The organism is Paraburkholderia sp. WC7.3g (assembly GCF_050436345.1).
In the GTDB taxonomy this organism is placed as follows: domain Bacteria; phylum Pseudomonadota; class Gammaproteobacteria; order Burkholderiales; family Burkholderiaceae; genus Paraburkholderia; species Paraburkholderia podalyriae.
In genome coordinates, this window is the sequence record NZ_JBNDMA010000002.1 from 781,504 (window position 1) to 805,875 (window position 24,372).

At 66.4% G+C, this 24,372-nt stretch carries 23 protein-coding genes and 1 pseudogene; 20 read left to right on the forward strand and 4 right to left on the reverse strand.

From position 1 onward, the window contains the following. The first annotated feature begins 84 nt into the window (after window positions 1-84). The 10 genes and pseudogenes from OKW43_RS15120 (at window position 85) to OKW43_RS15165 (ending at window position 8,847) form a co-directional block, all read left to right on the forward strand. Window positions 85-1,218, forward strand: a complete 1,134-nt coding sequence (locus tag OKW43_RS15120) for an MlaE family ABC transporter permease (RefSeq protein ID WP_187636955.1) — start codon at window positions 85-87, stop codon at window positions 1,216-1,218. Continuing rightward, window positions 1,215-2,093 (forward strand): ABC transporter ATP-binding protein, encoded by an 879-nt coding sequence (locus tag OKW43_RS15125; RefSeq protein WP_187636954.1) that lies wholly within the window; start codon window positions 1,215-1,217, stop codon window positions 2,091-2,093. Before OKW43_RS15120 ends, OKW43_RS15125 begins: the two co-directional genes overlap by 4 nt. A 31-nt stretch (window positions 2,094-2,124) precedes the next feature. Next, window positions 2,125-3,096 carry an MlaD family protein gene (locus OKW43_RS15130; RefSeq protein WP_429448224.1) on the forward strand — a complete coding sequence of 324 codons (972 nt, stop codon included), beginning with the start codon at window positions 2,125-2,127 and terminating at the stop codon, window positions 3,094-3,096. 29 nt (window positions 3,097-3,125) lie between these two features. Further along, the gene (locus OKW43_RS15135) at window positions 3,126-3,752 is read left to right on the forward strand and encodes an ABC-type transport auxiliary lipoprotein family protein (RefSeq protein ID WP_187636952.1); all 627 of its coding nucleotides are present in this window, start codon (window positions 3,126-3,128) and stop codon (window positions 3,750-3,752) included. 31 nt (window positions 3,753-3,783) lie between these two features. Further along, window positions 3,784-4,941: a VanZ family protein gene (locus tag OKW43_RS15140; protein ID WP_187636951.1), complete on the forward strand. Its 1,158-nt coding sequence runs from the start codon at window positions 3,784-3,786 to the stop codon at window positions 4,939-4,941. A gap of 137 nt (window positions 4,942-5,078) precedes the next feature. Further along, complete coding sequence (locus OKW43_RS15145; RefSeq protein ID WP_187636950.1) at window positions 5,079-5,402, forward strand: (2Fe-2S) ferredoxin domain-containing protein; 324 nt, start codon at window positions 5,079-5,081, stop codon at window positions 5,400-5,402. A 32-nt stretch (window positions 5,403-5,434) separates the two neighbouring features. Further along, on the forward strand, window positions 5,435-6,079 hold the full coding sequence (locus OKW43_RS15150) for an alpha/beta hydrolase (protein WP_429448227.1): 645 nt from the start codon (window positions 5,435-5,437) through the stop codon (window positions 6,077-6,079). 323 nt (window positions 6,080-6,402) lie between these two features. Continuing rightward, window positions 6,403-7,632, forward strand: a complete 1,230-nt coding sequence (locus OKW43_RS15155; RefSeq protein WP_429448229.1) for a D-alanyl-D-alanine carboxypeptidase family protein — start codon at window positions 6,403-6,405, stop codon at window positions 7,630-7,632. Between the two features lie 13 nt (window positions 7,633-7,645). Next, window positions 7,646-8,606: pseudogene (locus tag OKW43_RS15160) on the forward strand (D-amino acid aminotransferase). Then, window positions 8,578-8,847, forward strand: a complete 270-nt coding sequence (locus tag OKW43_RS15165) for a DUF493 family protein (RefSeq protein WP_187636946.1) — start codon at window positions 8,578-8,580, stop codon at window positions 8,845-8,847. Before OKW43_RS15160 ends, OKW43_RS15165 begins: the two are co-directional and overlap by 29 nt. Before the next feature lie 19 nt (window positions 8,848-8,866). On the opposite strand, the gene OKW43_RS15170 is transcribed toward OKW43_RS15165, so the two are convergent. After that, window positions 8,867-9,850, reverse strand: a complete 984-nt coding sequence (locus tag OKW43_RS15170) for a transcriptional regulator GcvA (protein ID WP_187636945.1) — start codon at window positions 9,848-9,850, stop codon at window positions 8,867-8,869. A 98-nt stretch (window positions 9,851-9,948) separates the two neighbouring features. On the opposite strand from OKW43_RS15170, the gene OKW43_RS15175 reads away from it, so the two are divergent. From OKW43_RS15175 to OKW43_RS15205, 7 genes are all read left to right on the forward strand, one after another. Continuing rightward, window positions 9,949-10,275 carry a DUF2917 domain-containing protein gene (locus tag OKW43_RS15175; RefSeq protein ID WP_429448232.1) on the forward strand — a complete coding sequence of 109 codons (327 nt, stop codon included), beginning with the start codon at window positions 9,949-9,951 and terminating at the stop codon, window positions 10,273-10,275. 131 nt (window positions 10,276-10,406) lie between these two features. Further along, window positions 10,407-11,132 (forward strand): lipoyl(octanoyl) transferase LipB, encoded by a 726-nt coding sequence (lipB, locus tag OKW43_RS15180; RefSeq protein WP_429448234.1) that lies wholly within the window; start codon window positions 10,407-10,409, stop codon window positions 11,130-11,132. Between the two features lie 13 nt (window positions 11,133-11,145). Beyond that, window positions 11,146-12,153, forward strand: coding sequence for a lipoyl synthase (lipA, locus tag OKW43_RS15185; protein WP_429448236.1), 1,008 nt, complete (start codon window positions 11,146-11,148; stop codon window positions 12,151-12,153). Window positions 12,154-12,250: 97 nt separating this feature from the next. After that, entirely contained in the window at window positions 12,251-13,003 is a 753-nt protein-coding gene (gene ugpQ / locus OKW43_RS15190; protein ID WP_429448238.1) for a glycerophosphodiester phosphodiesterase, read from the forward strand. A gap of 376 nt (window positions 13,004-13,379) precedes the next feature. Further along, complete coding sequence (locus tag OKW43_RS15195; protein ID WP_429448240.1) at window positions 13,380-14,660, forward strand: dicarboxylate/amino acid:cation symporter; 1,281 nt, start codon at window positions 13,380-13,382, stop codon at window positions 14,658-14,660. A gap of 45 nt (window positions 14,661-14,705) precedes the next feature. Beyond that, window positions 14,706-16,811: a sensor histidine kinase gene (locus OKW43_RS15200; RefSeq protein ID WP_429448242.1), complete on the forward strand. Its 2,106-nt coding sequence runs from the start codon at window positions 14,706-14,708 to the stop codon at window positions 16,809-16,811. A gap of 31 nt (window positions 16,812-16,842) precedes the next feature. Continuing rightward, window positions 16,843-18,192 (forward strand): sigma-54-dependent transcriptional regulator, encoded by a 1,350-nt coding sequence (locus OKW43_RS15205; protein WP_187636938.1) that lies wholly within the window; start codon window positions 16,843-16,845, stop codon window positions 18,190-18,192. 60 nt (window positions 18,193-18,252) lie between these two features. On the opposite strand, the gene OKW43_RS15210 is transcribed toward OKW43_RS15205, so the two are convergent. Then, a complete protein-coding gene (locus tag OKW43_RS15210) occupies window positions 18,253-18,789 on the reverse strand; it encodes a TlpA disulfide reductase family protein (RefSeq protein WP_187636937.1) in 537 nt (178 codons plus the stop codon). A gap of 186 nt (window positions 18,790-18,975) precedes the next feature. Between OKW43_RS15210 and OKW43_RS15215 the strand changes: the two genes are divergently transcribed. Continuing rightward, window positions 18,976-19,659, forward strand: a complete 684-nt coding sequence (locus OKW43_RS15215; RefSeq protein ID WP_187636936.1) for a hypothetical protein — start codon at window positions 18,976-18,978, stop codon at window positions 19,657-19,659. 330 nt (window positions 19,660-19,989) lie between these two features. Here OKW43_RS15215 and OKW43_RS15220 read toward each other — a convergent pair whose 3' ends face one another. Then, the gene (locus OKW43_RS15220; RefSeq protein ID WP_187636935.1) at window positions 19,990-21,606 is read right to left on the reverse strand and encodes a YifB family Mg chelatase-like AAA ATPase; all 1,617 of its coding nucleotides are present in this window, start codon (window positions 21,604-21,606) and stop codon (window positions 19,990-19,992) included. Between the two features lie 116 nt (window positions 21,607-21,722). Further along, window positions 21,723-21,977, reverse strand: coding sequence for an accessory factor UbiK family protein (locus tag OKW43_RS15225; RefSeq protein ID WP_187636934.1), 255 nt, complete (start codon window positions 21,975-21,977; stop codon window positions 21,723-21,725). Between the two features lie 385 nt (window positions 21,978-22,362). On the opposite strand from OKW43_RS15225, the gene OKW43_RS15230 reads away from it, so the two are divergent. Together OKW43_RS15230 and OKW43_RS15235 are read left to right on the forward strand one after the other, a co-directional pair. Continuing rightward, a complete protein-coding gene (locus tag OKW43_RS15230; RefSeq protein ID WP_006048089.1) occupies window positions 22,363-22,701 on the forward strand; it encodes a P-II family nitrogen regulator in 339 nt (112 codons plus the stop codon). Window positions 22,702-22,747: 46 nt separating this feature from the next. Beyond that, window positions 22,748-24,256: an ammonium transporter gene (locus OKW43_RS15235; RefSeq protein ID WP_429448247.1), complete on the forward strand. Its 1,509-nt coding sequence runs from the start codon at window positions 22,748-22,750 to the stop codon at window positions 24,254-24,256. Window positions 24,257-24,372: the final 116 nt, after the last annotated feature.

Genomic DNA, 24,372 nt, shown 5'->3' on the forward strand with positions numbered 1-24,372 from the left:
GCCGATCGATGTGCATCAGTGCGGACCGACGGCCGAGCCTTCGCTACAATGGCCGCTAATCCGATAACCAGATTCACGCGATCCTTGAACTACGACACTCCGCCCGGCCTTGAAGTCGCGGCTGGCAGCCAAGGCAAGATCGTCCGTCTCTCGGGCCAGTGGACGGCGCTCGCGCTCGCGCGCGATCGCGACACCGGGCATGTGATCCCGTTGCTGCGTTCGCTGACCGGCGCGCAGGGCATCGGCGAGTGGGACCTGTCGCGGGTCGACAGGATGGACCACGTCGGCGGCCAGGCGCTGTGGCGTGTGTGGGGCCGCACGATGCCGCCCGGCACCGCGCTTACCGACACGCAGCGCGACATCTTCGAGCGCATCGCGCTGCTCGACGCGGGGCGCGAGAGCGCCGAGCCGGTCACCCGCCTCGATCCCTTTACGCGTCTCGGTCTCGGTCTCTTCTCGTTCGTCGAGCATATGCAGGGCGGCGTCACGATGCTCGGGCGCGTCGTGCTCGATCTGCTCGCGATCGTGCGCAAGCCGAAGATCACGCCGTGGACCGAAATCTCCGCGAACATCTACAACGCCGGCGCCCGCGCGCTGCCGATCACCGCGCTGGTCGCGTTCCTGATCGGCATCGTGTTGAGCTATCTGTCGGCACAGCAATTGCGTATCTTTGGCGCGAACCAGTTCATCGTCAATATTCTGGGCCTCGCGGTGATTCGCGAGCTCGGCCCGGTGTTGTCGGCAATTCTGGTGGCGGGCCGCTCGGGCTCGGCGATCACCGCGCAGATCGGCGTGATGCGCGTGACCGAGGAACTCGACGCGATGCGCGTGATGGGCATCCCGCACGGCCTGCGCCTGATCCTGCCGCGCGTGATCGCACTGGCCGTCGCGATGCCGCTGCTCGTGATGTGGACCAACGTGATCTCGTTGACGGGCGGTGCGCTCGCTGCGAAGCTCGTGCTTGGCATCGACATGAGCTTCTTCGCGCGGCAACTGCCGAACGTCGTCCCGATCGCGAACCTGTGGATCGGCCTTGGCAAGGGCGCGGTGTTCGGTATGCTGATCGCGATCGCAGGCTGTCATTTCGGCTTCCGTATCAAAGCCAATTCGCAGAGTCTCGGCGAAGGCACGACGACCTCGGTGGTCACGTCGATCACCATCGTGATTCTCGCGGACGCGGTGTTCGCGATCCTCTTTCAGAACGTGGGGCTAGGATGATCGCGCCACTGACCGAGGCCGTGCGCGGCCAGCCCGTACCGTCGATCGCCGAGCCGGTGATCGAGGTGATCGACATCACCAAGCGCTACGGCCGCAACATCGTGCATCAGCATTTGAACCTCGACGTGCGGCGCGGCGAGATCGTGTCGATCGTCGGCGGCTCGGGTTCGGGCAAGACCACGCTGGTGCGGCAGATTCTCGGCCTCGAACGGCCGTCGAGGGGCACCATCAAGCTGTTCGGCGAAAATCTCGCCACGATCTCCGCCGACACCGCGCTGCTGATGCGCAGCCGCTCCGGCATGCTGTTCCAGCGCGGCGCGCTGTTCTCGTCGCTGTCCGTGTTCGACAACGTCGCGCAACCGGTGCGCGAGCTCGGCAAGGTGCCCGAAGACCTGCTGCGCGACATCGTGATGCTGAAGCTCGAAATGGTCGGGTTGCCGTGCAAGCACGCGTCGAAGATGCCGTCGGCGCTGTCGGGCGGAATGATCAAGCGGGTCGGCATCGCGCGCGCGATCGCGCTCGAACCCGAGCTGTTGTTTCTCGACGAACCGACCGCCGGCCTCGACCCGCAGGCGTCCGAAGAATTCGTCGAGCTGATCTCCGGGCTGCATCGCGCGCTCGGTCTCACGGTCGTGATGGTCACGCACGATCTCGACACGATGGTCGCGCTGTCGACGCGCGTGGCCGTGATCGCCGATCGGAAGGTGCTGGTGAACGCGCCGGTCGAACAGGCCGCGGGCATTGACCATCCGTTCATCCGCGAATATTTCCTCGGCCTGCGCGGGCGCCGCGCGTTGCAGGCGCTGCCGCCGGAGCGCCGCGCGAAGCTGCCGCGGGCGGCGCTCGAGCCGGCGTCGTCCGAGTTGCCGCTGTGAGGCCGGCCGTCGTGAACCAGGAAAACTGACAATGGAAAACAAATCGCATGCATTCTGGGCCGGGCTGTTCACCGTCGTGCTGATGGCGGCGATCGGGCTGGCCGCGTTTCTGTTCAACGTTGACCGCACGGTGCGGGTGCCGTACGACCTGATCGCGCGCACCAACGTGACCGGCCTCTTTGCGGACGCCGCGGTGCGCTTTCGCGGGCTCGACGTCGGCCGCGTGCAGTCGATCAAGTTCGATCCGACACATCCGGGGCAGATCCTGATCCGCATCATGGTCGACGAGCACGCGCCGATCACGCATTCGACGTTCGGCAGTCTCGGCTTGCAGGGCGTGACCGGCATCGCGTTCATCCAGCTCGACGATACCGGGCGCGATCTGACACCGCTGCCGTCGTCGGCGCAGAAGGTCGCGCAATTGCCGATGCGCCCGGGCCTGTTCGACCAGTTGCAGCAACGCGGCGACGTGCTGTTGCGCAAGCTCGAAAAAGTCACCGACAGCGTAAACAACATGCTGTCGCCGGAAATGGTCGCGCAACTGCACGATACGGCGGCGAACATCGCGCAGGCCGCTTCAGGCGTCGCGGCGCTGACTCAACAGTTGGGGCCCGTCGCCAGCAAGCTGCCCGGCACGATCGACCAGTTGAACCGCACGCTCGCCTCGACCAACCAGATGATTACGGGCCTCGAACGTCCCGACGGGCCGTTCGAGCGCAACCTGAACAAGGTCGGCACGGCCGCGCAGCAGGCGGGCGAAGCGCTCACGCAGATGAACTCGTCACTGCAGGATCTGTCCGCCCGGGTCGGCTACGACACGCTGCCGCGCGTGAATTCGCTGACCGAGGAAGCGCGCTCGGCCGCACAATCGATCGACCGCGCCGCCGACACCTTCAACACCAATCCGCGCAGCGTGCTGTTCGGCGCGCCGCGCGCGGCGCCGGGTCCGGGGGAGGCCGGCTTCGCGTGGCCCGCCGCTGCCGCCGCGCCCGCAGCCCACTAACTCCGCAGGCTGGAACACAGGAAGATGCTATGTCACGCTCGATTCACCGACTGTTGTCCTTGCGAGCCGCGCTCGCGGCGCTGCTCGCGTTCGGCGTGCTGGCGGCGGGCTGCGCGGGCACTTCCGCGGTGGTCTCGGACCTCCGCTACGACTTTGGGCCACCGCCGCAGAGCGCCGCCGCGAGCCGGCTGCCCGCCGTCAAGGTGCTCGAGGTCGGCGCGCCGTCCGTGCTCGAATCCGACCGGCTGATCTATCGGCTGAGCTACGCCGACGCGCAGCAGACGGCCGCCTACGCCAACAGCCACTGGACGATGATGCCGTCGCAACTGCTGACGCAGCGCCTGCGCAATGCGCTGAGCGAGCGCGGCACCGTGCTGACGGGCGCCGACGGCGTGGCCGCGCCGGTGCTGCGGGTCGATCTGACCGAGTTCGAGCAGGTGTTCGACAGTCAGACCGACAGCCACGGCGCGATCGCCGCGCGCGCGACGCTGATGCGAGGCGGCAAGGTGATCGGTCAGCAGACGTTCGTCGCGCGCGCGCCAGCGCATTCGGCGGATGCAGCCGGCGGCGCGCGGGCGCTCGCCGCGGCCAGCGACGACCTCGTCGCGCAGATCACCACGTGGCTCGGCTCGCAGGCGCTGGTCGCCGCGCAATGACGGGCGGGCAGCGCACGCATCGGAGCGCCGCATGAGCGAACGCCCCTGGCTGCGCCGTCCGTCGGCGCTGGCTCGTCAGGCGCTGCTGCTGTACACGGCGCTGATCATCTACGGGTCGTGGTATCCGTTCTCGGGCTGGCGCTCGCTCGGCATCACGCCGTTTGCCTATCTGTTCGATCCCATGCCGCAATACCTGACGGCGTTCGACGTCGTCACCAACGTGCTCGGCTATATGCCGTTCGGCGCGCTGGTGGTGCTCGCGCTATATCCGCGCTGGCGCGGCGCGCTGGCCGTCGCGCTCGCGTTCGTGTTGGGCGGCCTGCTGTCGGGCACGATGGAAGCCGTGCAGACCTATCTGCCGACCCGCGTCGCCTCGAATCTCGACCTCGCTGCCAACACGCTCGGCGCGCTCGTCGGCGCGGCGATGATGTCGCCGTTGACCGGCGCGCTGCTCGATCGGGGGCTGCTCAGGCGTCTGCGGCTCCTGTGGTTCGAGCGCGACCATGCGACGCTCGCGTGCCTCGTCGCCGCGTGGCCGTTCGCGACGATGTTTCCGGCGCCGCGCCTGTTCGGCCTCGGCAACTGGCCGCGCGCGCTGTGGCTGAGCTTCGATCCGACCATCCAGGACGCGCTGCTCGCGTGGACGCCGTTCGCGTGGCACGTCGGCGCATGGCCGGCGGCAGCCGCCGCGTGGCTGCCCGACGACACGTGGGAAGCGCTGATCACGACGCTGAACCTGTTCGCGGCGCTCGCGCTTGCGTCCGTGCCGGTGCGCCGTCATGCGCCGCGCGTGCGACTGCTGTTCGTGTTCATCGTCGCGACCTTGTGCGTGAAGGCCGGCGCGACGTTCCTGCAATCGCAATCGGGCCTCGCGTTCGACTGGGCGACGCCCGGCGCGTTGACAGGACTCGCGTGCGGCAGCGTCGCGGCGGTCGTCGCGCTGCCGCTGCGGCGACCCGTGCGCGTGACGCTCGCGGGAATCGCGCTCGTCGTCGCACTCGTGTTCGTCAATCTGCTGCCCGTGAACCCGTATTTCGACGCCGTGCTCGCGGACTGGCGGCAGGGTCGCTATCTGCATTTCAACGGACTCGCGCGCTGGCTCGCGTGGATGTGGCCCTATGCGGCGCTCGTGTGGCTCGCGTTTGCAGTCGAGCGGGCGTGGCTGAAGCGGCGCGCCAAGCCGGTGTGACGCGCTTGCGCGCCGGCCGCCGGGCCCCCGACGCCTCCACGGCCCGGTCGCTATAATCGTCCGCACGATGGGCGCCGCGGCATATCGCGTGCTGACAGCGCCATTGCACTTCCTTTCAGTCTCGCCTCCCGGACATCATGGATTCCTTCTACAAGCACCACGTTTTCTTCTGTCTGAATCAACGCGAGCCCGGTGCCGAGCGCCCGAGCTGCGCGAACTGCAACGCGCAGGCGATGCAGGAGTACGCGAAAAAACGCGTGAAGCAACTCGGCCTCGCCGGTCCCGGCCAGGTGCGCATCAACAAGGCCGGCTGCCTCGATCGCTGCGAACTGGGCCCGACGCTCGTCGTGTATCCCGAAGGTGTCTGGTACACCTACGTCGACGAGAGCGACATCGACGAGATCGTCGAATCGCATCTTGCGAATGGCAAGGTCGTCGAGCGTCTGAAGATCGATCAATAAAGCGAACCACGAAACGATCCACAGGCATCCCGATGAACGTCAACACGAAGAAGTATCTGATCGACGGCCCGGTCGGCAAGATCGAGGTCGCGCTGGACCTCCCTGACGACGTGCGCGAAACCGGCGCCGCACCGCGCGGCATCGCGCTCGTCGCGCATCCGCATCCGCTCTTTGGCGGCACGATGGACAACAAGGTCGCGCAGACGCTCGCGCGCACGCTCGTGCAACTGAACTACGTCACGTACCGGTCGAACTTCCGCGGCGTCGGCCAGACCCAGGGCGAGCACGACGCGGGCGTCGGCGAGCGCGATGATCTTCGTGCGGTGCTCGAGCACATGCGCGCCGACGCGGACTACGGAGATCTGCCGCTCGTGCTCGCGGGCTTTTCGTTCGGCACCGTGGTGCTGTCGCACGTCGCGGCGAAGCTGCGCGACGAAGGGCGGGAAATCGAGCGCATCGTGTTCGTCGGTACCGCGGCGAGCCGCTGGGACGTCGCGCCCGTGCCCGAGGGCACGCTCGTGATTCACGGCGAAGTCGACGAGACCGTTCCGATTCAATCCGTATTCGACTGGGCGCGGCCGCAGGAACTGCCGGTCGTCGTGATTCCGGGCGCGGAGCATTTTCTGCACCGCAAGCTGCATATCCTGAAGCGCATCATCGTCGACGCGTGGCGCTAACACGCGCGCCGCACGCGTTTTGCGGGGGACAGGTGCGCGCAAACGTGTGCAAATCGGTGCCGCGCGCGCGAAACTGACCAGGTAGCGCGCGTATAATGGGCGCTCTTTTTTTGGGCACAGCGCCGTCGAGCCGGCAGAATCGCGCGCCGCGGAGTCATTTCGCGAGGGGGCGCGGCCGGATGCGCAGCGCTGCGCTCGCGAACCGTTTGCGTCGCCATCAGTCCAACGGGCGCCCGCCGTTTTACGGCCAGATGCCCCGCCGACCGGCTCCCCCCAACTCCGCGCGCTGTCGCGCAACGTATTTTTCGGCACGAATCGACCCTATGCGTTTCTCCTCCTCTGGCCGTACGTCATTCCCGTCAGTCGCTTCTTTCGTTCCCACTTCGCTTCATCGTGCCGTCGCCGTCGGCCTCGTGCTGCCGGCCACGCTGGTCGCGAGCAGCGCGTTCGCGCAGGTGCCGCCGCCGGGCGTCAACGCGCGCTCGTGGGTGCTCGTCGACGCGACCAGCAACCAGGTGCTCGCGTCCGCCAATGCCGACGAACGCGTCGAGCCTGCGTCGCTGACCAAGCTGATGACCGCGTATCTGGTGTTCGAAGCGCTCGACACGAAGAAAATTACGATGGACCAATCCATCGAGCCGAGCGAAGCGGTGCGCCGCGTGCGCAACGACGAATCGCGCATGTTCGTCGAGGCGCTCAAGCCGGTGACCGTGCACGACCTCGTGTACGGCATGATCGTGCAGTCGGGCAACGACGCGGCGATCGCGCTGGCCGAACTGGTGGGCGGCAGCGAAGCGCAGTTCGTCAACATGATGAACAACGAAACGCAGAAGCTCGGCATGAAGCACACGCATTTCGCCGACGTGAATGGCATGCCCGACCCGCAGCACTACACGACCGCGGGCGATCTCGCGATCCTGTCGGCGCGTCTGATCCGCGACTATCCCGAGTACTACAACATCTTCTCGGTCAAGGAATTCACGTACAACAAGATCAAGCAGCCGAACCGCAACCGTCTGCTGTGGATCGACCCGACCGTCGACGGTCTGAAGACCGGCCACACGCAAGCCGCCGGCTACTGCCTGATCGCGAGCGCGAAGCGTCCGCTGCCGGGCACGACCGACGCGTCGCGCCGTCTCGTCTCGGTGATGATGGGCGAGACCAAGGAGCACGACCGCGTGCAGGACAGCCTGAAGATGCTCAACTACGGCTATACCGCCTACGACACGACGCGTCTGTACAAGGCGAACCAGGTCGTGGCCACGCCGCGCGTCTACAAGGGTTCGCAGGACAGCGTTCAGGTCGGCGTGAAGAGCGACCAGTACATCACGCTGCCGAAGGGCGCGGGCGACAAGGCGAAGCCGCAGATCGAACTCAACGATCCGCTCGTCGCGCCGCTCGCGAACGGCCAGCAGGTCGGCACTGCCAGGCTCGTCGCCGACGGCAAGGTGCTCGCGCAGTTCCCGGTGGTCGCGCTGCAGCCGGTGCCGCAAGCCGGGGTGGTCGGCCGCGTGTGGGATTCGCTGATGCTGATGTTCAACAAGAAAAAGTAAAGGCCACGTCGCAATGACCGCTGTCTCCGATGTTTCGTCGGACCCGATCGTTTATCTGAACGGCGAACTGGTGCCGCTGTCCGAAGCGCGCGTGCCGGTGCTCGACCGCGGCTTCATTTTCGGCGACGGCATTTACGAAGTTGCGCCGTTGTACGCGCACGCGAGTGGACGCCGCACCGCGTTTCGTCTGAAGCAGCATCTGGCGCGTCTCGCGCGCTCGGTCGGCAAGATCGGCATCGCCAATCCGCTCGACGACGCCGGCTGGCGCGAGCTGATCGCACGCGTGGTCGAGGCCAACGAAACGAACGGCGGCTTGCGTGCCGATCAGAACGCGATCGCATATATCCAGGTCACGCGCGGCGTCGCGAAGCGCGCTCACGCGTTTCCGGCCGGCGTGAAGCCGACCGTGCTCGTGATGGTCACCGCGCTGAATCTACCCGACGCCGCGCAGCAGTCGAGCGGTGTCGCGTGCGTGAGCGCTGAAGATCGTCGCTGGCTCAATTGCGACATCAAGTCGGTGTCGCTGCTCGGCAACGTGCTGATGGCCCAATACGCGGCCGAAAACGACGCCTTCGAGACCCTGCAGTTCCGCGATGGTTTGCTGACCGAAGGGGCGTCGTCGAACGTGTGGATCGTGAAGAATGGCGTGCTGGCCGCGCCGCCGCGCAGCAACAAGATTCTCGAAGGGATCCGCTATGGGCTCATCGAGGAGCTGACGGCCGAATGCGGCATTCGGTTCGAGGCGCGCGACATCACCGACGCGCAAGTGCGCGCGGCCGATGAAATCATCGTCAGCTCGGCGACCAAGGAAGTGCTGCCGGTCACGCGGCTCGACGGCGCACCGGTTGGCGCGGGCCGGCCGGGGCGCGGTGTTTGCGGCGCTGCACGCGGCGTATCAGCGAGCCAAGGCAGCGGCAGCTAGCGCGGCGCAAGAAGGAGTAAAGAATGAATCTCGAGAACGACTCACTGTTTGACTTCCCCTGCGATTTCCCGATCAAGATCATGGGCAAATCGCACCCCGAGTTTGCCGCGACGATCGTCGAAGTGGTGCGTCAGTTCGACGGCGATGTCGATGCGTCGCGCGTCGAGACGCGGCCGTCGAGCAGCGGCACGTACACGGGGCTGACCGTCCACGTACGCGCGACGAGCCGCGCGCACCTCGACGACATCTATCGTGCGCTGACCGGCCATCCGATGGTCAAGGTCGTGCTGTAACAGCGCGCGATCTGTCACCTCACGGCGCGACGCGCAACGCGTCCGCCGGCGTTTGCTCCGCCGCGAGGCGCGCAGTCGCCGCGGGACCCGCCTCACAGGCGAGATCGAACAGCTGCCTGAAACGTGTCACCTCGTCGAACACCCAGTCGCGAAACGCCTTGACCCGCGCGGTCTCCAGCGTTTGCGGCAGGCAGATGAAATAGTATTGCCACGGGCTTGGCCCATCCACATCGAACAGCCGCACGAGCCGGCCTGACGCGATTTCGTGCATCGCGAGCGAGCGGCGCGTCAGCGCGACCCCCTGACCGTCGACGGCCGCCTGCAGCAGATTCGACGAATCCTGGTACAGTACACCGCGCTTCGGCTCGGGCCAGTCGGCGAGGCCGGCGGCGTCGAACCACGGGCGCCATAGTTCGTCGGCGGAGCGCAGCAGCGGGACTTTGGCGAGATCGGCCGGGGTTTGCGGCAGCTTGCCGCCGTTGAAGTTGGGCGAGCAGGCCGGGAAGAAAATCTCGTCGAGCAGCAGCTCCGCGTGCAGCCCCGGATATTTGCCCAAGCCGAAGCGGATCGCGACGTCGACGTCGTCGCGCGCGAAGTCCGTCAGCGCATTGGTGGACAGCAGCTCGAGATCCCACTGTGGATGCGTCTCGATAAAGCTGCCGATGCGTGGCGTCACCCAGCGCGCCGCGAACGACGACAACATCGACACCACGAGGCGCCGCTCACGGTCGCTGGCGCGGATCGCGCGGGTCGCGTCGGCGAGCTCCGTCAGCGCGGCGCGCACCTGGGCGGCGTAGCGGCGGCCGGTTTCGGTGAGGCGCACGCGCTTGCCGTCGCGCGCGAACAGCGACACGCCAAGCTCGGCCTCGAGCGCGCGGATCTGGTGGCTGACCGCGCCGTGCGTGACGAACAGCTCGTCGGCGGCGCGCGAAAAGCTCTCGTGGCGAGCGGCGGCTTCGAACGCCTTGATCGCGTTCAGCGCGGGGAGTTGACGAAGATCCATCGCAATATTTCTCACATAGCCGTGAAAATTGATCGTTTTGCCCAAGTCCTTGGTGCACCTAGGATTCTAGTCATGAAACGATTTTTGGCGAGGGCATTATGCGAGAAATTTCCTCTAGCATTGCGTATGAAATCCGCACTGGCGACACGCTGCCGCTGAAGGTGGCGCGCAGCACCAAGCTGCGAGTGCATGGCGGCGCGGTGTGGCTCACACGCAGCGACGACACGATGGACTACTGGCTGCAGCCGGGTCAGACGCTGCATCTGCGGCGCGGCGAGCGGCTCTGGCTCAGCGCCGAGGGCGCCACGTTCGCGAAGGTTACGTTCTCGGTGCCGACGCGCCGCGACGAGCGCGCGCTGAACTGGCTCGCGCGCATCGGGGAACGCTGGATGATGCGCGTGCGCGGCGGCTGGCGCACGGTTTGAAGGTGGCGCGGCGCCAAAGCCGCGCATGACGCGACGGGGCCTGCGGCATGCCGGCTGCGTTCGGGCTGCGCTGTCCTGGTTCCCGGTGCGCTCGGGCGCGGTTTCGCAGATTTCGGTAAACTCCCGAAATCATGTGCGCCGCCCCGGTTTCTCCGACCCCTTCGCCTGCCATCGAGCCGCCCAAGCTGCGCTGGCTCGGCCGCGAACCCTACGAAGCCAGTTTCGGCGCGATGCGCGCGTTCACCGACGCCCGCACCGCCGACACCCCCGACGAGATCTGGCTCGTCGAACATCCGCCCGTCTTCACGCTCGGCCAGGCCGGCGATCCGGCCCACCTGCTCGCGGCCGACAGCGACATTCCCCTCGTCAAGGTCGACCGCGGCGGGCAAATCACTTATCACGGCCCCGGACAGGTGGTCGCTTATCTGCTGCTCGACCTGCGCCGGCGCAAGCTGATGGTGCGCGAGCTCGTCACCCGGATCGAGCAGGCCGTGATCGACACCCTGGCGGCGTATAATCTCGCCGGAGAACGCAAGGCGGGCGCCCCCGGTATCTACGTGGCGCCCGGGCCCGACGCCGGGCCGCATGCCGGCGCCAAGATCGCGGCGCTTGGCCTGAAAATCCGCAATGGCTGCAGCTATCACGGCGTCAGTCTGAACGTGAATATGGACCTGCGACCGTTTCTGGCGATCAATCCATGCGGCTACGCGGGGCTCGAAACAGTCGACATGGCGACGCTCGGCGTCGCCGCCGGCTGGGACGACGTGGCCCGCACACTCGCAGCAAGCCTCACCGCAAACCTCGACGGCAATCCCGCGGCCGTCGCCCAACCGCAGGCCGGTGCGCTCACCGCCTGACTGGATCGAACGAATGACTGACGTAACCGCGAACCCCGCAGCAGCCACCCTCACGCCCGAAGGCGTGCCGGCCCCCGCCGCCTACGACGCCACCGCGAAGCAGAAAGCGCAAGCCAAGACCGCGCGCATCCCGATCAAGGTCGTCCCGATCGAAAAGCTGAAGAAGCCGGAATGGATCCGCGTGAAGGCGGCCACCGGCAATTCGCGCTTCTACGAGATCAAGCAGATCCTGCGCGAGCACAACCTGCATACGGTGTGTGAAGAAGCGAGCTGCCCGAACATCGGCGAATGTTTCGGCAAGGGCACCGCGACCTTCATGATCATGGGCGACAAGTGCACGCGCCGCTGCCCGTTCTGTGACGTCGGCCACGGTCGTCCCGATCCGCTCGACGCCGACGAACCAGCCAACCTCGCACGCACCATTGCGGCGCTGAAGCTGAAATACGTCGTGATTACTAGCGTCGACCGTGACGATCTGCGCGACGGCGGTGCGGCGCACTTCGTCGAGTGTATTCGTCAGACGCGCGAGCTGTCGCCAGAAACTCGCATCGAAATCCTGACGCCGGATTTCCGCGGCCGCCTCGATCGCGCGCTCGGTATCCTGAACGCCGCGCCGCCCGACGTGATGAATCACAACCTCGAAACGGTGCCGCGTCTGTACAAGGAAGCGCGCCCGGGGTCGGACTACGCGCATTCGCTGAAGCTGCTGAAAGACTTCAAGGCGCTGCATCCGCACGTCGCGACCAAATCAGGCCTGATGGTCGGTCTCGGCGAAACCGAAGAGGAAATCCTGCAGGTGATGCGCGATCTGCGCGAGCACGACGTCGACATGCTGACGATCGGCCAGTACCTTCAGCCGTCGGAGCACCACCTGCCGGTGCGCACGTACGTGCATCCGGACACCTTCAAGATGTACGAGGAAGAGGCGTACAAGATGGGTTTCACGCACGCCGCGGTGGGTGCAATGGTTCGTTCGAGCTATCACGCCGACGTGCAGGCGCATGGAGCCGGCGTAGTCTGACGCGCGGCGCCTCGCTTCACGCTCGCAAAATCGAAAAAGCCCGCCGATGTGCGGGCTTTTTACTTGAACCGCTGTTCTATCAGCAAGGAAGCGACACGTGGCAACTGGGATCGATCGCGGGAGCTCCGCACCATGGCCTTATCCGCGGCTGGTCGCCCATCGCTGCGGCGGTACGCTCGCGCCGGAAAACACGTCGGCCGGTTTCGACGCGTGCGTGCGCTACGGCTATCGCATGGTCGAGTTCGACGCGAAGCTGTCCGCCGACAATGTGCTGTTTCTGCTGCACGACGACACGCTCGATCGCACGACCAACGGCCACGGACCGGCGGCCGCGCACACATGGCCGGAACTCGTCGCACTAGATGCCGGCGCGTGGCGCGGTGCGGAGTTCCTCGGCACACGGCTGCCAACGCTGGCCGACGCAGCCGAGCGTTGCGCGCGCGACGGCATCGCCGCGAACATCGAGATCAAGCCGTGTCCGGGCCGCGAAGTGATCACCGGCACGCTGGTCGCCCAAGGCGCGCTCGCGCTGTGGCAAGGGCGGACGCCGCCGCTGTTGTCGTCGTTTTCGTTCGACGCGCTCGCCGCCGCGCGCGATGCCGCGCCGTCGCTGCCGCGCGGCATGCTGTTCGAGCAGGTGCCGGCGGACTGGCTGCGCATCGTGAGCGAACTCGACTGCGTGTCCCTGCACGCGAGTCACCGTTATCTGAGTGAGCCGCTGGTCGCGCAGATCCGCGCGAGCGGGCTGCGCGTGCTCGCCTATACGGTGAACGACCCGACGCGCGCGCGGTTGCTCGCACAATGGGGTGTCGACATGATCTGCACGGATCGCATCGACCTGTTGACCTGACCTCGCGCTCGCAAGCTGCGCGCAAACCCTTGCGGGTTTCCACTCAATCGCGCGCGCATCGGATTCCGGATTCCCCGACAGCGGTCGTCCGGATTTCCGGAAACCCGGACGACGCGCGCCGAGCCTTGCCGGAAAACCCATAAGAATCAAGCCTCCATGGTCGATATCGAACTGGCATCGACCTTGCGAAACAAAGGCGTGGCCGCCACGGCCCGACAAAAAAGCAAGGAGACAACGATGTCCGATTTCCCTTCCCGGTATTTCTGAATTCGTCGTCTTGCAGCGGTCCGCTAACGGGCGCCCGCGCGACGACGTTTCGTTCGCGTGTCGCGCCTCGCGGCGGCTCATCAGCTCATTTCCCCTCGCAGGAACTATCGTGAAGAAACCTATCCATAAAGTGCTGTACGTCCAGGTGATCGTGGCGATCATCATCGGTATCGTACTGGGGCATTTCTACCCGAACCTCGCCGTCGACATGAAGCCGCTCGGCGACGGCTTTATCAAGCTGATCAAGATGGTGATCGGGCCGATCATCTTCTGCACGGTCGTGACAGGCATCGCCGGCATGGAGGACATGAAGAAGGTCGGACGCGTGGGCGGCAAGGCGCTGTTGTATTTCGAAATCGTGTCGACGTTCGCGCTGGTGCTCGGCCTCGCCGCCACGCACCTGCTGCGACCCGGCGCCGGCTTCAACGTCGACCCGGCTTCGCTCGACAGCCGCGCGGTCGCGTCGTATGCAGCGAAGGCACACGGCCAGTCGACGGTCGACTTCTTCATGCACATCATTCCGGACACGATCACGTCGGCGTTCGCGCAGGGCGAGATCCTGCAGATCCTGTTGATCGCGCTGCTGTTCGGCGCGGTGCTCGCGACGGCCGGTGAGAAGGGCAAGCCCGTAATGAACATCATCGAAGGGATCTCGCACATCCTGTTCGGCATGGTGCGCATCATCACGAAGCTCGCGCCGATCGGCGCGTTCGGCGCGATGGCCTTCACGATCGGCAAGTACGGCATCGGCTCGCTGTTGCCGATGCTCAAGCTGGTCGGCACGTTCTATCTGACCTCGATCGTGTTCGTGGTGGTGGTGCTCGGCGCGATCGCGCGGATGGTGGGCTTCAACATCCTGCGTTTCGTTGCGTACATCAAGGAGGAAATGCTGATCGTGCTCGGCACGAGCTCGTCCGAAGCCGCGCTGCCGCAGCTGATGCTGAAGCTGGAAAATCTCGGCTGCTCGCGCTCGGTGGTGGGCCTCGTGGTGCCGACCGGCTACTCGTTCAACCTCGACGGCACCAACATTTACATGACGATGGCGGTGCTGTTCATCGCCCAGGCGACCAACATCGACCTCACCTGGGGCCAGCAGCTGACGCTGCTCGCAGTGACGATGCTGACCTCGAAGGGCGCGAGCGGCGTGACCGGCGCGGGCTTCATCACACTCGCGGCGACGCTTGCCGTCGTGCCGACGATTCCGCTGTCGGGCATGGTGCTGATTCTTGGCATCGACCGTTTCATGAGCGAATGCCGCGCGCTGACGAACATCGTCGGCAACGGTGTCGCGACGGTCGTCGTGTCGGCCTGGGAGAAGGAACTCGATCGCAGCAAGCTGAACAAGGTGCTGCGCGGCGAGGTGGCGGTCAAAGAGCCGGCCGGCGTTTGAGCCGCGCCTCGCCGACCTTGTCGTGATTAGCGCGGACGCTTGCTGATGAATCCGGCGTCCGCGCGTCCTCCCGAGGCATCTGCTGTTGCTCCGGCCGCACCGGGGCCTTCGGCGCTTACCTTTGGCGAGACTGCCAGCGCAACCCGCGGCCCAGCCCGCGACGCATCTCGCGGCGAGCCCTTGCCGCCCTATGCCACAATGTCCGATCCCCATCGACCGGACCTTGCCAACGTGACCCGCCGCCTGCTGATTCTCTTCGCGCTCGCAGCCGGGCTCGCGGCGGCATGCTGGCTCACCTACAGCCTCGCGTGGAAAAGCGGCGTCGACACGCTGCGGCGCAATGCCGCGGTGCGCGCCGAGCGCACCGCGAGCGTGCTGAAGAGCACACTCGAGCGCTACGAATCGCTGCCTTATCTGCTCGCCGAGCATCCGATCGTGCAGGACGTGCTGATCGATCCGACGCCCGCCAACGCCGCGCGCGCGAATCTCTATCTCGAGGATCTGAACCGCCACGCGCGCGCGACGGTCACCTACGTCATTTCGCTCGACGGCTACTGCGTCGCCGCGAGCAACTGGCGCGGGCCGGGCAGCTTCGTCGGCGCGGGCTATCAGTTCCGGCCGTATTTCGTCGATGCGGTGAAGGGCGGTGTCGGCCGCTTCTTCGGCATCGGCACGATTTCGCAGGCGCCCGGCTATTACATCTCGCAGCCGGTGCGGCGCGACGGCAAGATCGTCGGTGTGGCGGTCGTCAAGCTCGATCTCGAATGGTTTCAGGGCGCCGACGCGTCCGAGCCGCTCGTCGTCACCGACGATCATGGCGTGATCTTCCTGTCGTCGGTGCCGGCATGGAAGTACCACACGATCCGGCCGCTGCCCGGCCAGATCGCCAATTCGATCTACCAGGCGCGCCAGTACGCGCAGCAGCCGATCGAGCCGCTGCCGGTGGCGGTCGAGCGCATCCTAAAAGGCAATGCGCAGATCCTGCGCGTCGGCGGCGGGCGCTCCGCGCCGCGCTACCTCGCGTCGCGGCACGCCATGGGCGAGCCGGACTGGCATCTGATCACGATGTCACCGGTCGATCCAGTCGATGCCGACGCGCGCAAGGCGACCATCGTCACCGGCTTCGGCTATGTGTCGCTGGTGCTGCTCGCGTTCCACTGGCGCATGCGGCGCGCGCGGCTGCGCGAAATGATGCGCAGCCGCGCGCTGCTGCAAAAAGCGTATGCCGAGCTGAACGAGCGCGTCGCCGAGCGCACCGCCGATCTGTCCGAGGCGAACGAGCAGTTGCACAGGGAAGTCGTCGAGCGCACGCGCGCCGAACAGGAGCTGCGCGCCGCGCACGACGAGCTGATCCAGGCGAGCAAGCTCGCCGCGCTCGGTCAAATGGCGGCCGGCATCACGCACGAGCTGAACCAGCCGCTCGCCGCGCTGCGCAGTTTCTCGGACAACACGCGCGTGCTGCTCGAACGCGGCGATCAGGCATCGGCGCGCGAGAATCTCGAAGCGATCGCGGCGCTCACCGAGCGCATGGGCAAGATCACGAACCAGCTGAAGCTGTTCGTCGGCCGCGCGCGGCCGCGCAGCGCGCGCGCGTCGATCGTGCGGGCGCTGCGCAACGTCGTCGGGTTGCTGCAGAAGCGGCTGCAGGGCGTCGAGCTCGAGTTCGTGCTGATCGATGCCAGGGCCGGCACCGACACCGCGGCCGCCGATGCGGCAGGCGGCGCGCACGCACCGCTGAATCTCGCCGACGATCATCCCGAGCTGGTCGCGAATTGCGACGATCTGCGACTCGAACAGGTGCTGATCAACCTGCTGGGCAACGCGCTCGATGCGACCGCCGGCATCAACCCGCCGCACATCACGGTCGAGGTCGCGGCCGGCGACGCGAACCTGTCGATCGTGGTCGGCGACAACGGCCCCGGCATCCCCGACGACGTGCTGCCGCATCTCTTCGAGCCGTTCTTCACGACGAAGGAAATGGGTCAGGGGCTCGGCCTCGGCCTCGCGATTTCATCGTCGATCGCGCGTGATTGCGGCGGCTCGCTGGCCGCGCGCAACGCGCCGCAAGGCGGTGCATTATTCGTGTTGACGCTGCGTCGCGCTCGCGTGCAGTCGAGCCCCTCGCACGATCCGCTGACCGCGGGCTCCTGATTTCACCCCGAAGCATCACCCGGAACACGCAATGAACGACGGCCTGCAAGTGCTGTATATCGAAGACGACGAACTGGTGCGGCGCGCGAGCGTGCAGAGCCTGCAACTGGCTGGCTTCGACGTGATCGGCCTTGCGTCGGTCGAGGCGGCGGCGAAGCTGATCAGTGCCGACTTTTCCGGCGTGATCGTCAGCGATATCCGGCTGCCCGGCGCGAGCGGTCTCGATCTGCTCGCGCAGTGCCACGAGCGCGCGCCCGACATGCCGGTGATTCTGGTCACCGGCCACGGCGATATCTCGATGGCCGTGCAGGCGATGCGCGACGGCGCCTACGACTTCATCGAAAAGCCGTTTGCGTCGGAGCGGCTGATCGAAGCCGTGCGGCGCGCGCTGGAGCGCCGGACGCTCGTGCTCGAAAACCTCGCGCTGCGCCGTGAACTGGCCGGGCAGAACGCGGTTGCGCCGCGCATCATCGGCCGCAGTCCGGCGATCGAGCAGGTGCGGCGGCTGATCGCCAACGTGGCGCCGACCGATGCGTCCGTGTTGATCAACGGCGATACCGGCGCGGGCAAGGAGCTGATCGCGCGCAGCTTGCACGAGCTGTCGCCGCGGCGCGACAAGCCGTTCATCGCGGTGAACTGCGGTGCGCTGCCCGAGCCGATGTTCGAATCGGAGATGTTCGGCTACGAACCGGGCGCGTTCACCGGCGCGGCCAAACGGCGGATCGGCAAGCTCGAACATGCGTCGGGCGGCACGCTGTTTCTCGACGAGATCGAGAGCATGCCGCTCGCGCTGCAGGTCAAGCTGCTGCGCGTGCTGCAGGACGGCGTGCTGGAACGGCTCGGTTCGAATCAGCCGATTCGCGTCAATTGCCGCGTGATCGCGGCCGCGAAAGGCGACATGGCGGAGCATGTCGCGGATGGCTCGTTCCGGCGCGACCTGCTCTATCGTCTCAACGTGGTGACGATCGCGCTGCCGCCTTTGAGCGAGCGTCGCGAGGACATCGTGCCGCTGTTCGAGCATTTCCTGCTCGATGCGGCCGTCCGTTATCAGCGGCCGGCGCCGATGCTGACCGATCGGCAGCGTGCGAGTCTGATGCAGCGCGACTGGCCGGGCAACGTGCGGGAACTTCGCAATGCCGCCGACCGCTTCGTGCTCGGCATCGCCGACGAACCGGTGCTGTCCTTCGCCGATGACGGCGAGGCCACGCACCCGCTGAAGGAGCGTGTCGAGCAGTTCGAACGCGCGATGATCGCCGAGGCGTTGGAGCAGGCGGGCGGCGTGGTCGCGGTCGCGGCGGACCGTCTGCAGCTCGGCAAGGCGACGCTCTACGAAAAGATCAAGCGATATGGCCTCGCGGCCAAGGGGGAGGGGGAGCGGTGAGGAGGGGTGACGCCGGCGGCGGGAGAGTGCGCCGGCGCGTGCGGATCTGCTTGACCCGGCTTAAGCCGCGCTAGCCTTCAGCGCCTTCGCGAGCAACTGGTCGAGTTCCGCGAACTGCGGCTCGCCGACATAGCGCTTCAGGATCCTGCCGTCTTTATCGACGACGAAGGTGGTCGGCGTGAGTTGCACGTTGCCGAACTGCCTGGCGGCCGAGCCGTCGTCCATGGCGACCTTGAACGGCAGCTGACGCGTTTGCGCGTAGTTGGTCACGTACATCGGCGCGTCGTAGTTCATCGCCACTGCGACGAATTCGAGGCCCTGGCCCTTGAAGCGGTTATAAGTCTCGACCATCTGCGGCATTTCCTTCATGCAGGTGTCGCAGTTCGTCGCCCAGAAGTTGACGAGATAAACCTTGCCTTTCAGGTCCGCGGTCGTGAGCTTCTGCCCCGACAGCAGCGTGAAGCTTGCATCGGGGACGCGCTGCTGGCCGGCAAACGCGAAGTAACCGGCGACGGCGAGCGCGATGGCCACGGCCGCCGCAATCAGGTAGCGAAGTGGGTTCGTGCGCCGGGCGGCGGTCGGTGAATTGGAACTCATGAACGGAACCTCGTGAGTCGCGCGCGGCGCGGAACAATGGGTCGATGCGATGGCGCTCGGGCCGATGCTGAATAGCGTTTGTATTGTAGCGCCAAGGCGGCGATTGCGCCGAAATCGCGCGCCGGCCCGGCGGCCCGATCAGCGGATAATGACACTTTGCGCTCCGCAAGCCCGATCTTTCGTCACATGCTCCGAACCGTTCTTCGCGTCTGCTGTTTAATTGCCCGCGTTTCGTGCCGTCTTCCGTTGATCAGCCGATTGTCCGCCCGCCGCGCGGGCGTCTTCTTGTCGGTGAGTCCTTTTCCTCGTGCCTTCACGCCGCCTGGCCGTGGCCGAACCGCGATCGGCGCAGCGGCGGCCGCGCTGGCTCTCGGCGTCGCGCTCAGCGCCTGCTCGCCGACTTTCGACTGGCGCACGGTGATGAACAACGACAACGGCTACACGGTCGACTTCCCGGCCAAGCCGGGCAACGATCGGCGCGCGGTGCAAATCGACGGCACGCCGATGCAGATGGCGATGCAGACTGCCGAAGCCGGCAATGCCGTATTCGCGGTCGGCACCGTGATGCTGCCCGACGACAGTGACGCGACGCAGCGCGCCGCGCTTGATTTCCTGCGCGCGGGATTGGCGCGCAACGTCGGCGCAACGCCAGAGGCTCATGCAGTGCAGATCCCGCTGGCGGCGGGCGGCAAGACACCAGGCCTGGAGATGACGGTGAGCGGCGCGGCGGGCGCCAAACACGAGACGCGCACCGTGTATGCGCGGCTCGTCGCGCGCGGCCGGCACGTGTACCAGGCGGCGATCATCGCCGATCAACCGCTGCCGGAAGACCAGGTGGATCAATTCTTTTCGTCTTTCCAACTGCACTAATCGCGGTATTTTTGGCCGATCGGGCGCACCTAGAGGGTGGAACGCAGTGAAAGTTCATTCGCAGGTTTGCGCGCTAATTGCCGGTTTACGTTGAGGTTTTCGAGTTGCCCGCGCGGCCTGTGGATAACTCTGTTGAGAAGTCGGCCTTACTGGCGGCAAAAGCCCATCGGGCGGGGCCTTTCGTCAAATTCGGCGAGCGTGGGGTATTTTAAAAGTCAATAAAATCAATGGCTTCGCGGGATGCCCGTCCGCGCGCCATTGAGTTGTATCAAAATCTATCAGGATCGCGGGCGTGTGAATAAGTCAAGACTTGACAGCAGATTTTTCTCCTCATAACGAGCCAAAAGCGCGGCGGTATTGAATCGCCTCGGCGACTTGCGCGGCGCTCGGCATTGCCGCGCCAGCCAGGTCCGCGACGGTGCGCGTGACCTTCAGCACCCGGTAGTACGCCCGCGCCGACCAGCCGAAGCGCTCGCCCGCTTCGCGCAGCAGCGCTTCGCCCGATGCGTCCGGGCGGCACACATCGTCGACTTCGCGTCCGTCCAGCTCGCGGTTGGTCTTGCCTTGCCGGGCGAGTTGCCGCTCGCGTGCGGCGCTCACGCGCTGTGCGATCGCCGCGCTCGCTTCGCCAGCGGTGGCGGCGCGGGCCGCGAGTTCGGCGGCGGTCAGCGCCGGAATTTCGAGCTGGATGTCGATGCGGTCGAGCAGCGGGCCCGACAATTTACGCAGATAGCGCGCGGCAACTTCCGGCGTGCAGCGGCAGCGCCCGCCCGGATCGCCGCGCCAGCCGCACGGGCACGGGTTCATTGCGGCGATCAGTTGGCAGGCGGCGGGGAAGTCCGCTTGCCAGGCGGCGCGCGAAATCGTGATGCGGCCGGCTTCGAGCGGCTCGCGCAGCGTTTCGAGCACCACACGATCGAATTCGGGAAGCTCGTCCAGAAAGAGCACGCCCAGATGCGCGAGCGTAATCTCGCCGGGCTGCGGCGGATTGCGTCCGCCGACCAGCGCCGCCGCGCTCGACGAATGGTGCGGCGCGCGAAACGGCCGCTGCCGCCACTGCGACGGCCTGAAGCCGATCCGGCTCGCAGACTGCAACGCGGCGGAGGCGAGCGCTTCGTCGTCGGTCATCGGTGGCAGCAGGCCGGGCAGGCGTGCAGCGAGCATCGACTTGCCGGCGCCGGGCGGCCCGATCAGCAGCGCGTGATGACCGCCGGCCGCGGCGACTTCGAGTGCGCGCCGGGCCGCCCGCTGGCCGATCACGTCGGCCATGTCCGGCACTGTGGCGGCGGCGTGCTCGCCGGGCGCGGGTGCGGTGACCGGGCTCAGACGCGCGTCCAGCGAGCCCGCGAGGTGCGCGCATAGCGACGGTAAATCGGCTGCGCCGAATACGTCGACGCCGGGCACGAGAGCCGCTTCCGCCGCGCTCGCGGCGGGCAGGTAAAGCTGTGGGGTGTGGAACGGTTGTCCGGCTGGTCGATCGAAGAGGGCCGGCAACGCGGAACGCGTTTCAGATGAAGCGCCGGTGTCGGCGGCGCCGGCGCTCGCCACAGCGCCGCGCGCGGTGCCACACGCCATCGCGAACGCGCCGCGCATCGGCCGCAGCGCGCCGGTCAGCGACAGCTCGCCGGCAAACTCGCGATGGAGCAGCGATTCGGCCGGAATCTGCCCGCTCGCGGCGAGGATGCCGAGCGCAATCGGCAGATCGAAGCGACCCGATTCTTTCGGCAGATCGGCGGGTGCCAGGTTGACTGTGATGCGGCGGACCGGGAAATCGAAACCGCAGTTTTGTAGCGCCGCGCGCACGCGCTCGCGGCTCTCGCGCACTTCCAGGTCGGGCAGGCCGACGATCGAAAAGGACGGCAGTCCATTGGCGAGGTGAACCTCGACGGTCACTTCGGGCGCGCGGCCAGCGGCCGGCGCGCGGCTGCGCACCACGGCAAGCGACATATTCTCTCCCGTCGGACGATGCGCTGACGACGCGCGAAAGTCCCTAAAACGCTGATGACGTCACGGCTCGCTTGCCGGTGATGTGCGGCACTGCGCAGCTTGGCTGCGAGCAGCGCTTACGACGTCTGCGCGAGCGGCAGCTTTTGCTCGAGCTCGGCGACGCGGCGCTCGAGTTCCTCGAGGCGCGCGCGCGTACGCACGAGCACCTGGGTCTGCGTATCGAATTCCTCGCGCGTGACGAGATCGAGCTTCGAAAAGCCCTGCGACAGCATTGCCTTGACGTTGCGCTCGACATCCTTGGCCGGCGAGTTCTTGAACAGATCGCTGATGCGAGCCTGGAAGTCGTTGAAAACGTCGTTCGGTTGTTTCATCGTGTTCCCCTTTCTGCACAAAAAAAGTGCATGTTTCGTTGCGCCCGTGCCCCGTTGCGGCGAATGGGCGATCCTGGTGCGCGGCGCATGCGCTGCCCGCAGCCGCGTGAGCGTGTTTGGTGCGCGCCGTCGCGCCAGAACGTTCGAACACTCTAGCAACGATCCCCCCGCCGCGCCACCGCCCGCCGCGTCGCTGGCCGTTTGGACAAGGGCGTCCTGGCGCACTGCGCCACGCGCGCGAGGCCCAGTTTGACACAATATGGCATGGAAGTTGCTGTTACTGCCCCGCGCGCACTTCCAGGGCACTTTTACCGGTGGTGCGGGAGACCGCGATCACGGTACGCGACGAGTTAGCAACGGATCAGCAACAACTAGCGAGGATTTCATGAAACTCATTACCGCAATCATCAAGCCGTTCAAGCTGGATGAAGCGCGCGAAGCCTTGTCGGCGATCGGCGTGTCGGGCATCACGGTGACGGAAGTCAAAGGTTTCGGACGGCAGAAGGGCCACACCGAGCTCTATCGGGGCGCCGAATACGTCGTCGACTTTCTGCCGAAGGTGAAGATCGAAGCGGCGGTGTCGGACGACATCGTCGACCAGGCGATCGAGGCGCTCGAGCGCGCCGCGCGAACCGGCAAGATCGGCGACGGCAAGATCTTCGTCACGCCGATCGAGCAGGTGATTCGGATCCGCACCGGCGAGACCGGCGCGGACGCACTGTAAAAGATCAGAACATAGCGATACGGATAGCGACAAGAGGAAAACCAAGATGCGAAAACTAATGATGTCCCTGCTGATGGCCGGCTCGCTGCTCGCGGGCGGTGTCGGCACCGCCCTCGCGGACGATGCGTCCGCTCCCGCAGCCGCCTCCGCTGCCGATACGACGGCGAGCGCGCCGGCACCGGACGCCTCCGCCGCAGCCGCTGCCCCGGCGGCCTCGGCTCCCGCCGCCGATGCGTCCGCCGCGCCGGCCGCAAGCGTACCGGCCGCGGCCGATGCATCGGCCGCCGCCGCCGCCGCGCCGGCCACCCCGACTGCGCCGTTCTCGGTCGATTCGTCGAAGATCAACTCCGGCGACACCGCGTGGATGCTGACCTCCACCGCGCTCGTGCTGTTCATGACGATCCCGGGCCTCGCGCTGTTCTACGGCGGCATGGTGCGCAAGAAGAACGTGCTCGCGACGCTGATGCAAAGCTTTGCCATCACCTGTGTGGTGACGATCGTCTGGACCGTGATCGGCTACAGCATCGCGTTCACGCCGGGCGGCTCGTTCATCGGCGGCTTCTCGCGCGTGTTCATGACGGGTATGAACTACATCAAGGGCGACAAGGCCACGACGCTGACCGTCAGCCATCTCGCGCCGACGATCCCCGAGACGGTCTACTTCGTCTACCAGATGACCTTCGCGATCATCACGCCGGCGCTGATCACCGGTGCGTTCGCGGACCGCATGAAGTTCTCGGCGATGCTGGTGTTCATGACGCTGTGGTCGATCATCGTCTACTCGCCGATCGCGCACATGGTGTGGGAACCGAGCGGCTGGCTGGCTAGCGCGGGCATCCTCGACTTCGCGGGCGGCACGGTGGTGCACATCAACGCCGGTATCGCGGGTCTGGTCTGCTGTCTGGTGCTCGGCAAGCGCGTCGGCTATGGCAAGGAAGCCATGGCGCCGCACAACCTGACGCTCACGCTGATCGGTGGCGCGATGCTGTGGGTCGGCTGGTTCGGCTTCAACGCGGGATCGGCCGTGGCAGCGGACGGCCGTGCCGGCTTCGCGATGTTCGCGACGCAGGTGGCGACCGCCGCGGCGGCGCTCGCGTGGATGTTCGCCGAATGGGCAGCCAAGGGCAAGCCGTCGGTGCTCGGTATCGTGTCGGGCGCGGTCGCGGGTCTGGTGGCGGTGACGCCCGCGTCGGGCTTCGTCGGCACGCTCGGCGCGCTCGTGATCGGTATCGTCGCGGGTGTGGTCTGCTTCTGGGCGGCCACGTGGCTCAAGCACAAGTTCGGTTACGACGATTCGCTCGACGCGTTCGGCGTGCACTGCATCGGCGGGATCATCGGTGCGCTGCTGACCGGCGTGTTCGCGGTCAAGGACATCGGCGGCGCGGACGGCAGCGTGATCCTGCAGGCGAAGGGCGTGCTGACGACGCTGGCCTACAGCGGCGTGGTGAGCTTCGTGCTGCTGAAGATCATCGACATGGTGATGGGCATCCGCGTGACCGAAGAGCAGGAGCGCGAAGGCCTCGACGTGAGCCTGCACGGCGAGCACGTCGAATAACGAAAAACCAGCAAGGCTTCGCGGGCCCGTGCTCCCGGGCCTGCCGGATCACGAAATGGTTGGCAAGCGCAGCGATTTGGCCCGTCTTCATGGCGGGCTTTTTTCTTGCTGATCGG

Coding starts and splice junctions, on each gene's coding strand:
- OKW43_RS15125 (WP_187636954.1), top strand. CDS start 1,215: ATGATCGCGCCACTGACCGAGGCCGTGCGCGGCCAGCCCGTACCGTCG.
- OKW43_RS15130 (WP_429448224.1), top strand. CDS start 2,125: ATGGAAAACAAATCGCATGCATTCTGGGCCGGGCTGTTCACCGTCGTG.
- OKW43_RS15135 (WP_187636952.1), top strand. CDS start 3,126: ATGTCACGCTCGATTCACCGACTGTTGTCCTTGCGAGCCGCGCTCGCG.
- OKW43_RS15140 (WP_187636951.1), top strand. CDS start 3,784: ATGAGCGAACGCCCCTGGCTGCGCCGTCCGTCGGCGCTGGCTCGTCAG.
- OKW43_RS15145 (WP_187636950.1), top strand. CDS start 5,079: ATGGATTCCTTCTACAAGCACCACGTTTTCTTCTGTCTGAATCAACGC.
- OKW43_RS15150 (WP_429448227.1), top strand. CDS start 5,435: ATGAACGTCAACACGAAGAAGTATCTGATCGACGGCCCGGTCGGCAAG.
- OKW43_RS15155 (WP_429448229.1), top strand. CDS start 6,403: ATGCGTTTCTCCTCCTCTGGCCGTACGTCATTCCCGTCAGTCGCTTCT.
- OKW43_RS15165 (WP_187636946.1), top strand. CDS start 8,578: ATGAATCTCGAGAACGACTCACTGTTTGACTTCCCCTGCGATTTCCCG.
- OKW43_RS15170 (WP_187636945.1), bottom strand. CDS start 9,850: ATGGATCTTCGTCAACTCCCCGCGCTGAACGCGATCAAGGCGTTCGAA.
- OKW43_RS15175 (WP_429448232.1), top strand. CDS start 9,949: ATGCGAGAAATTTCCTCTAGCATTGCGTATGAAATCCGCACTGGCGAC.
- lipB (WP_429448234.1), top strand. CDS start 10,407: ATGTGCGCCGCCCCGGTTTCTCCGACCCCTTCGCCTGCCATCGAGCCG.
- lipA (WP_429448236.1), top strand. CDS start 11,146: ATGACTGACGTAACCGCGAACCCCGCAGCAGCCACCCTCACGCCCGAA.
- OKW43_RS15200 (WP_429448242.1), top strand. CDS start 14,706: ATGAATCCGGCGTCCGCGCGTCCTCCCGAGGCATCTGCTGTTGCTCCG.
- OKW43_RS15205 (WP_187636938.1), top strand. CDS start 16,843: ATGAACGACGGCCTGCAAGTGCTGTATATCGAAGACGACGAACTGGTG.
- OKW43_RS15210 (WP_187636937.1), bottom strand. CDS start 18,789: ATGAGTTCCAATTCACCGACCGCCGCCCGGCGCACGAACCCACTTCGC.
- OKW43_RS15215 (WP_187636936.1), top strand. CDS start 18,976: ATGCTCCGAACCGTTCTTCGCGTCTGCTGTTTAATTGCCCGCGTTTCG.
- OKW43_RS15220 (WP_187636935.1), bottom strand. CDS start 21,606: ATGTCGCTTGCCGTGGTGCGCAGCCGCGCGCCGGCCGCTGGCCGCGCG.
- OKW43_RS15225 (WP_187636934.1), bottom strand. CDS start 21,977: ATGAAACAACCGAACGACGTTTTCAACGACTTCCAGGCTCGCATCAGC.
- OKW43_RS15230 (WP_006048089.1), top strand. CDS start 22,363: ATGAAACTCATTACCGCAATCATCAAGCCGTTCAAGCTGGATGAAGCG.
- OKW43_RS15235 (WP_429448247.1), top strand. CDS start 22,748: ATGCGAAAACTAATGATGTCCCTGCTGATGGCCGGCTCGCTGCTCGCG.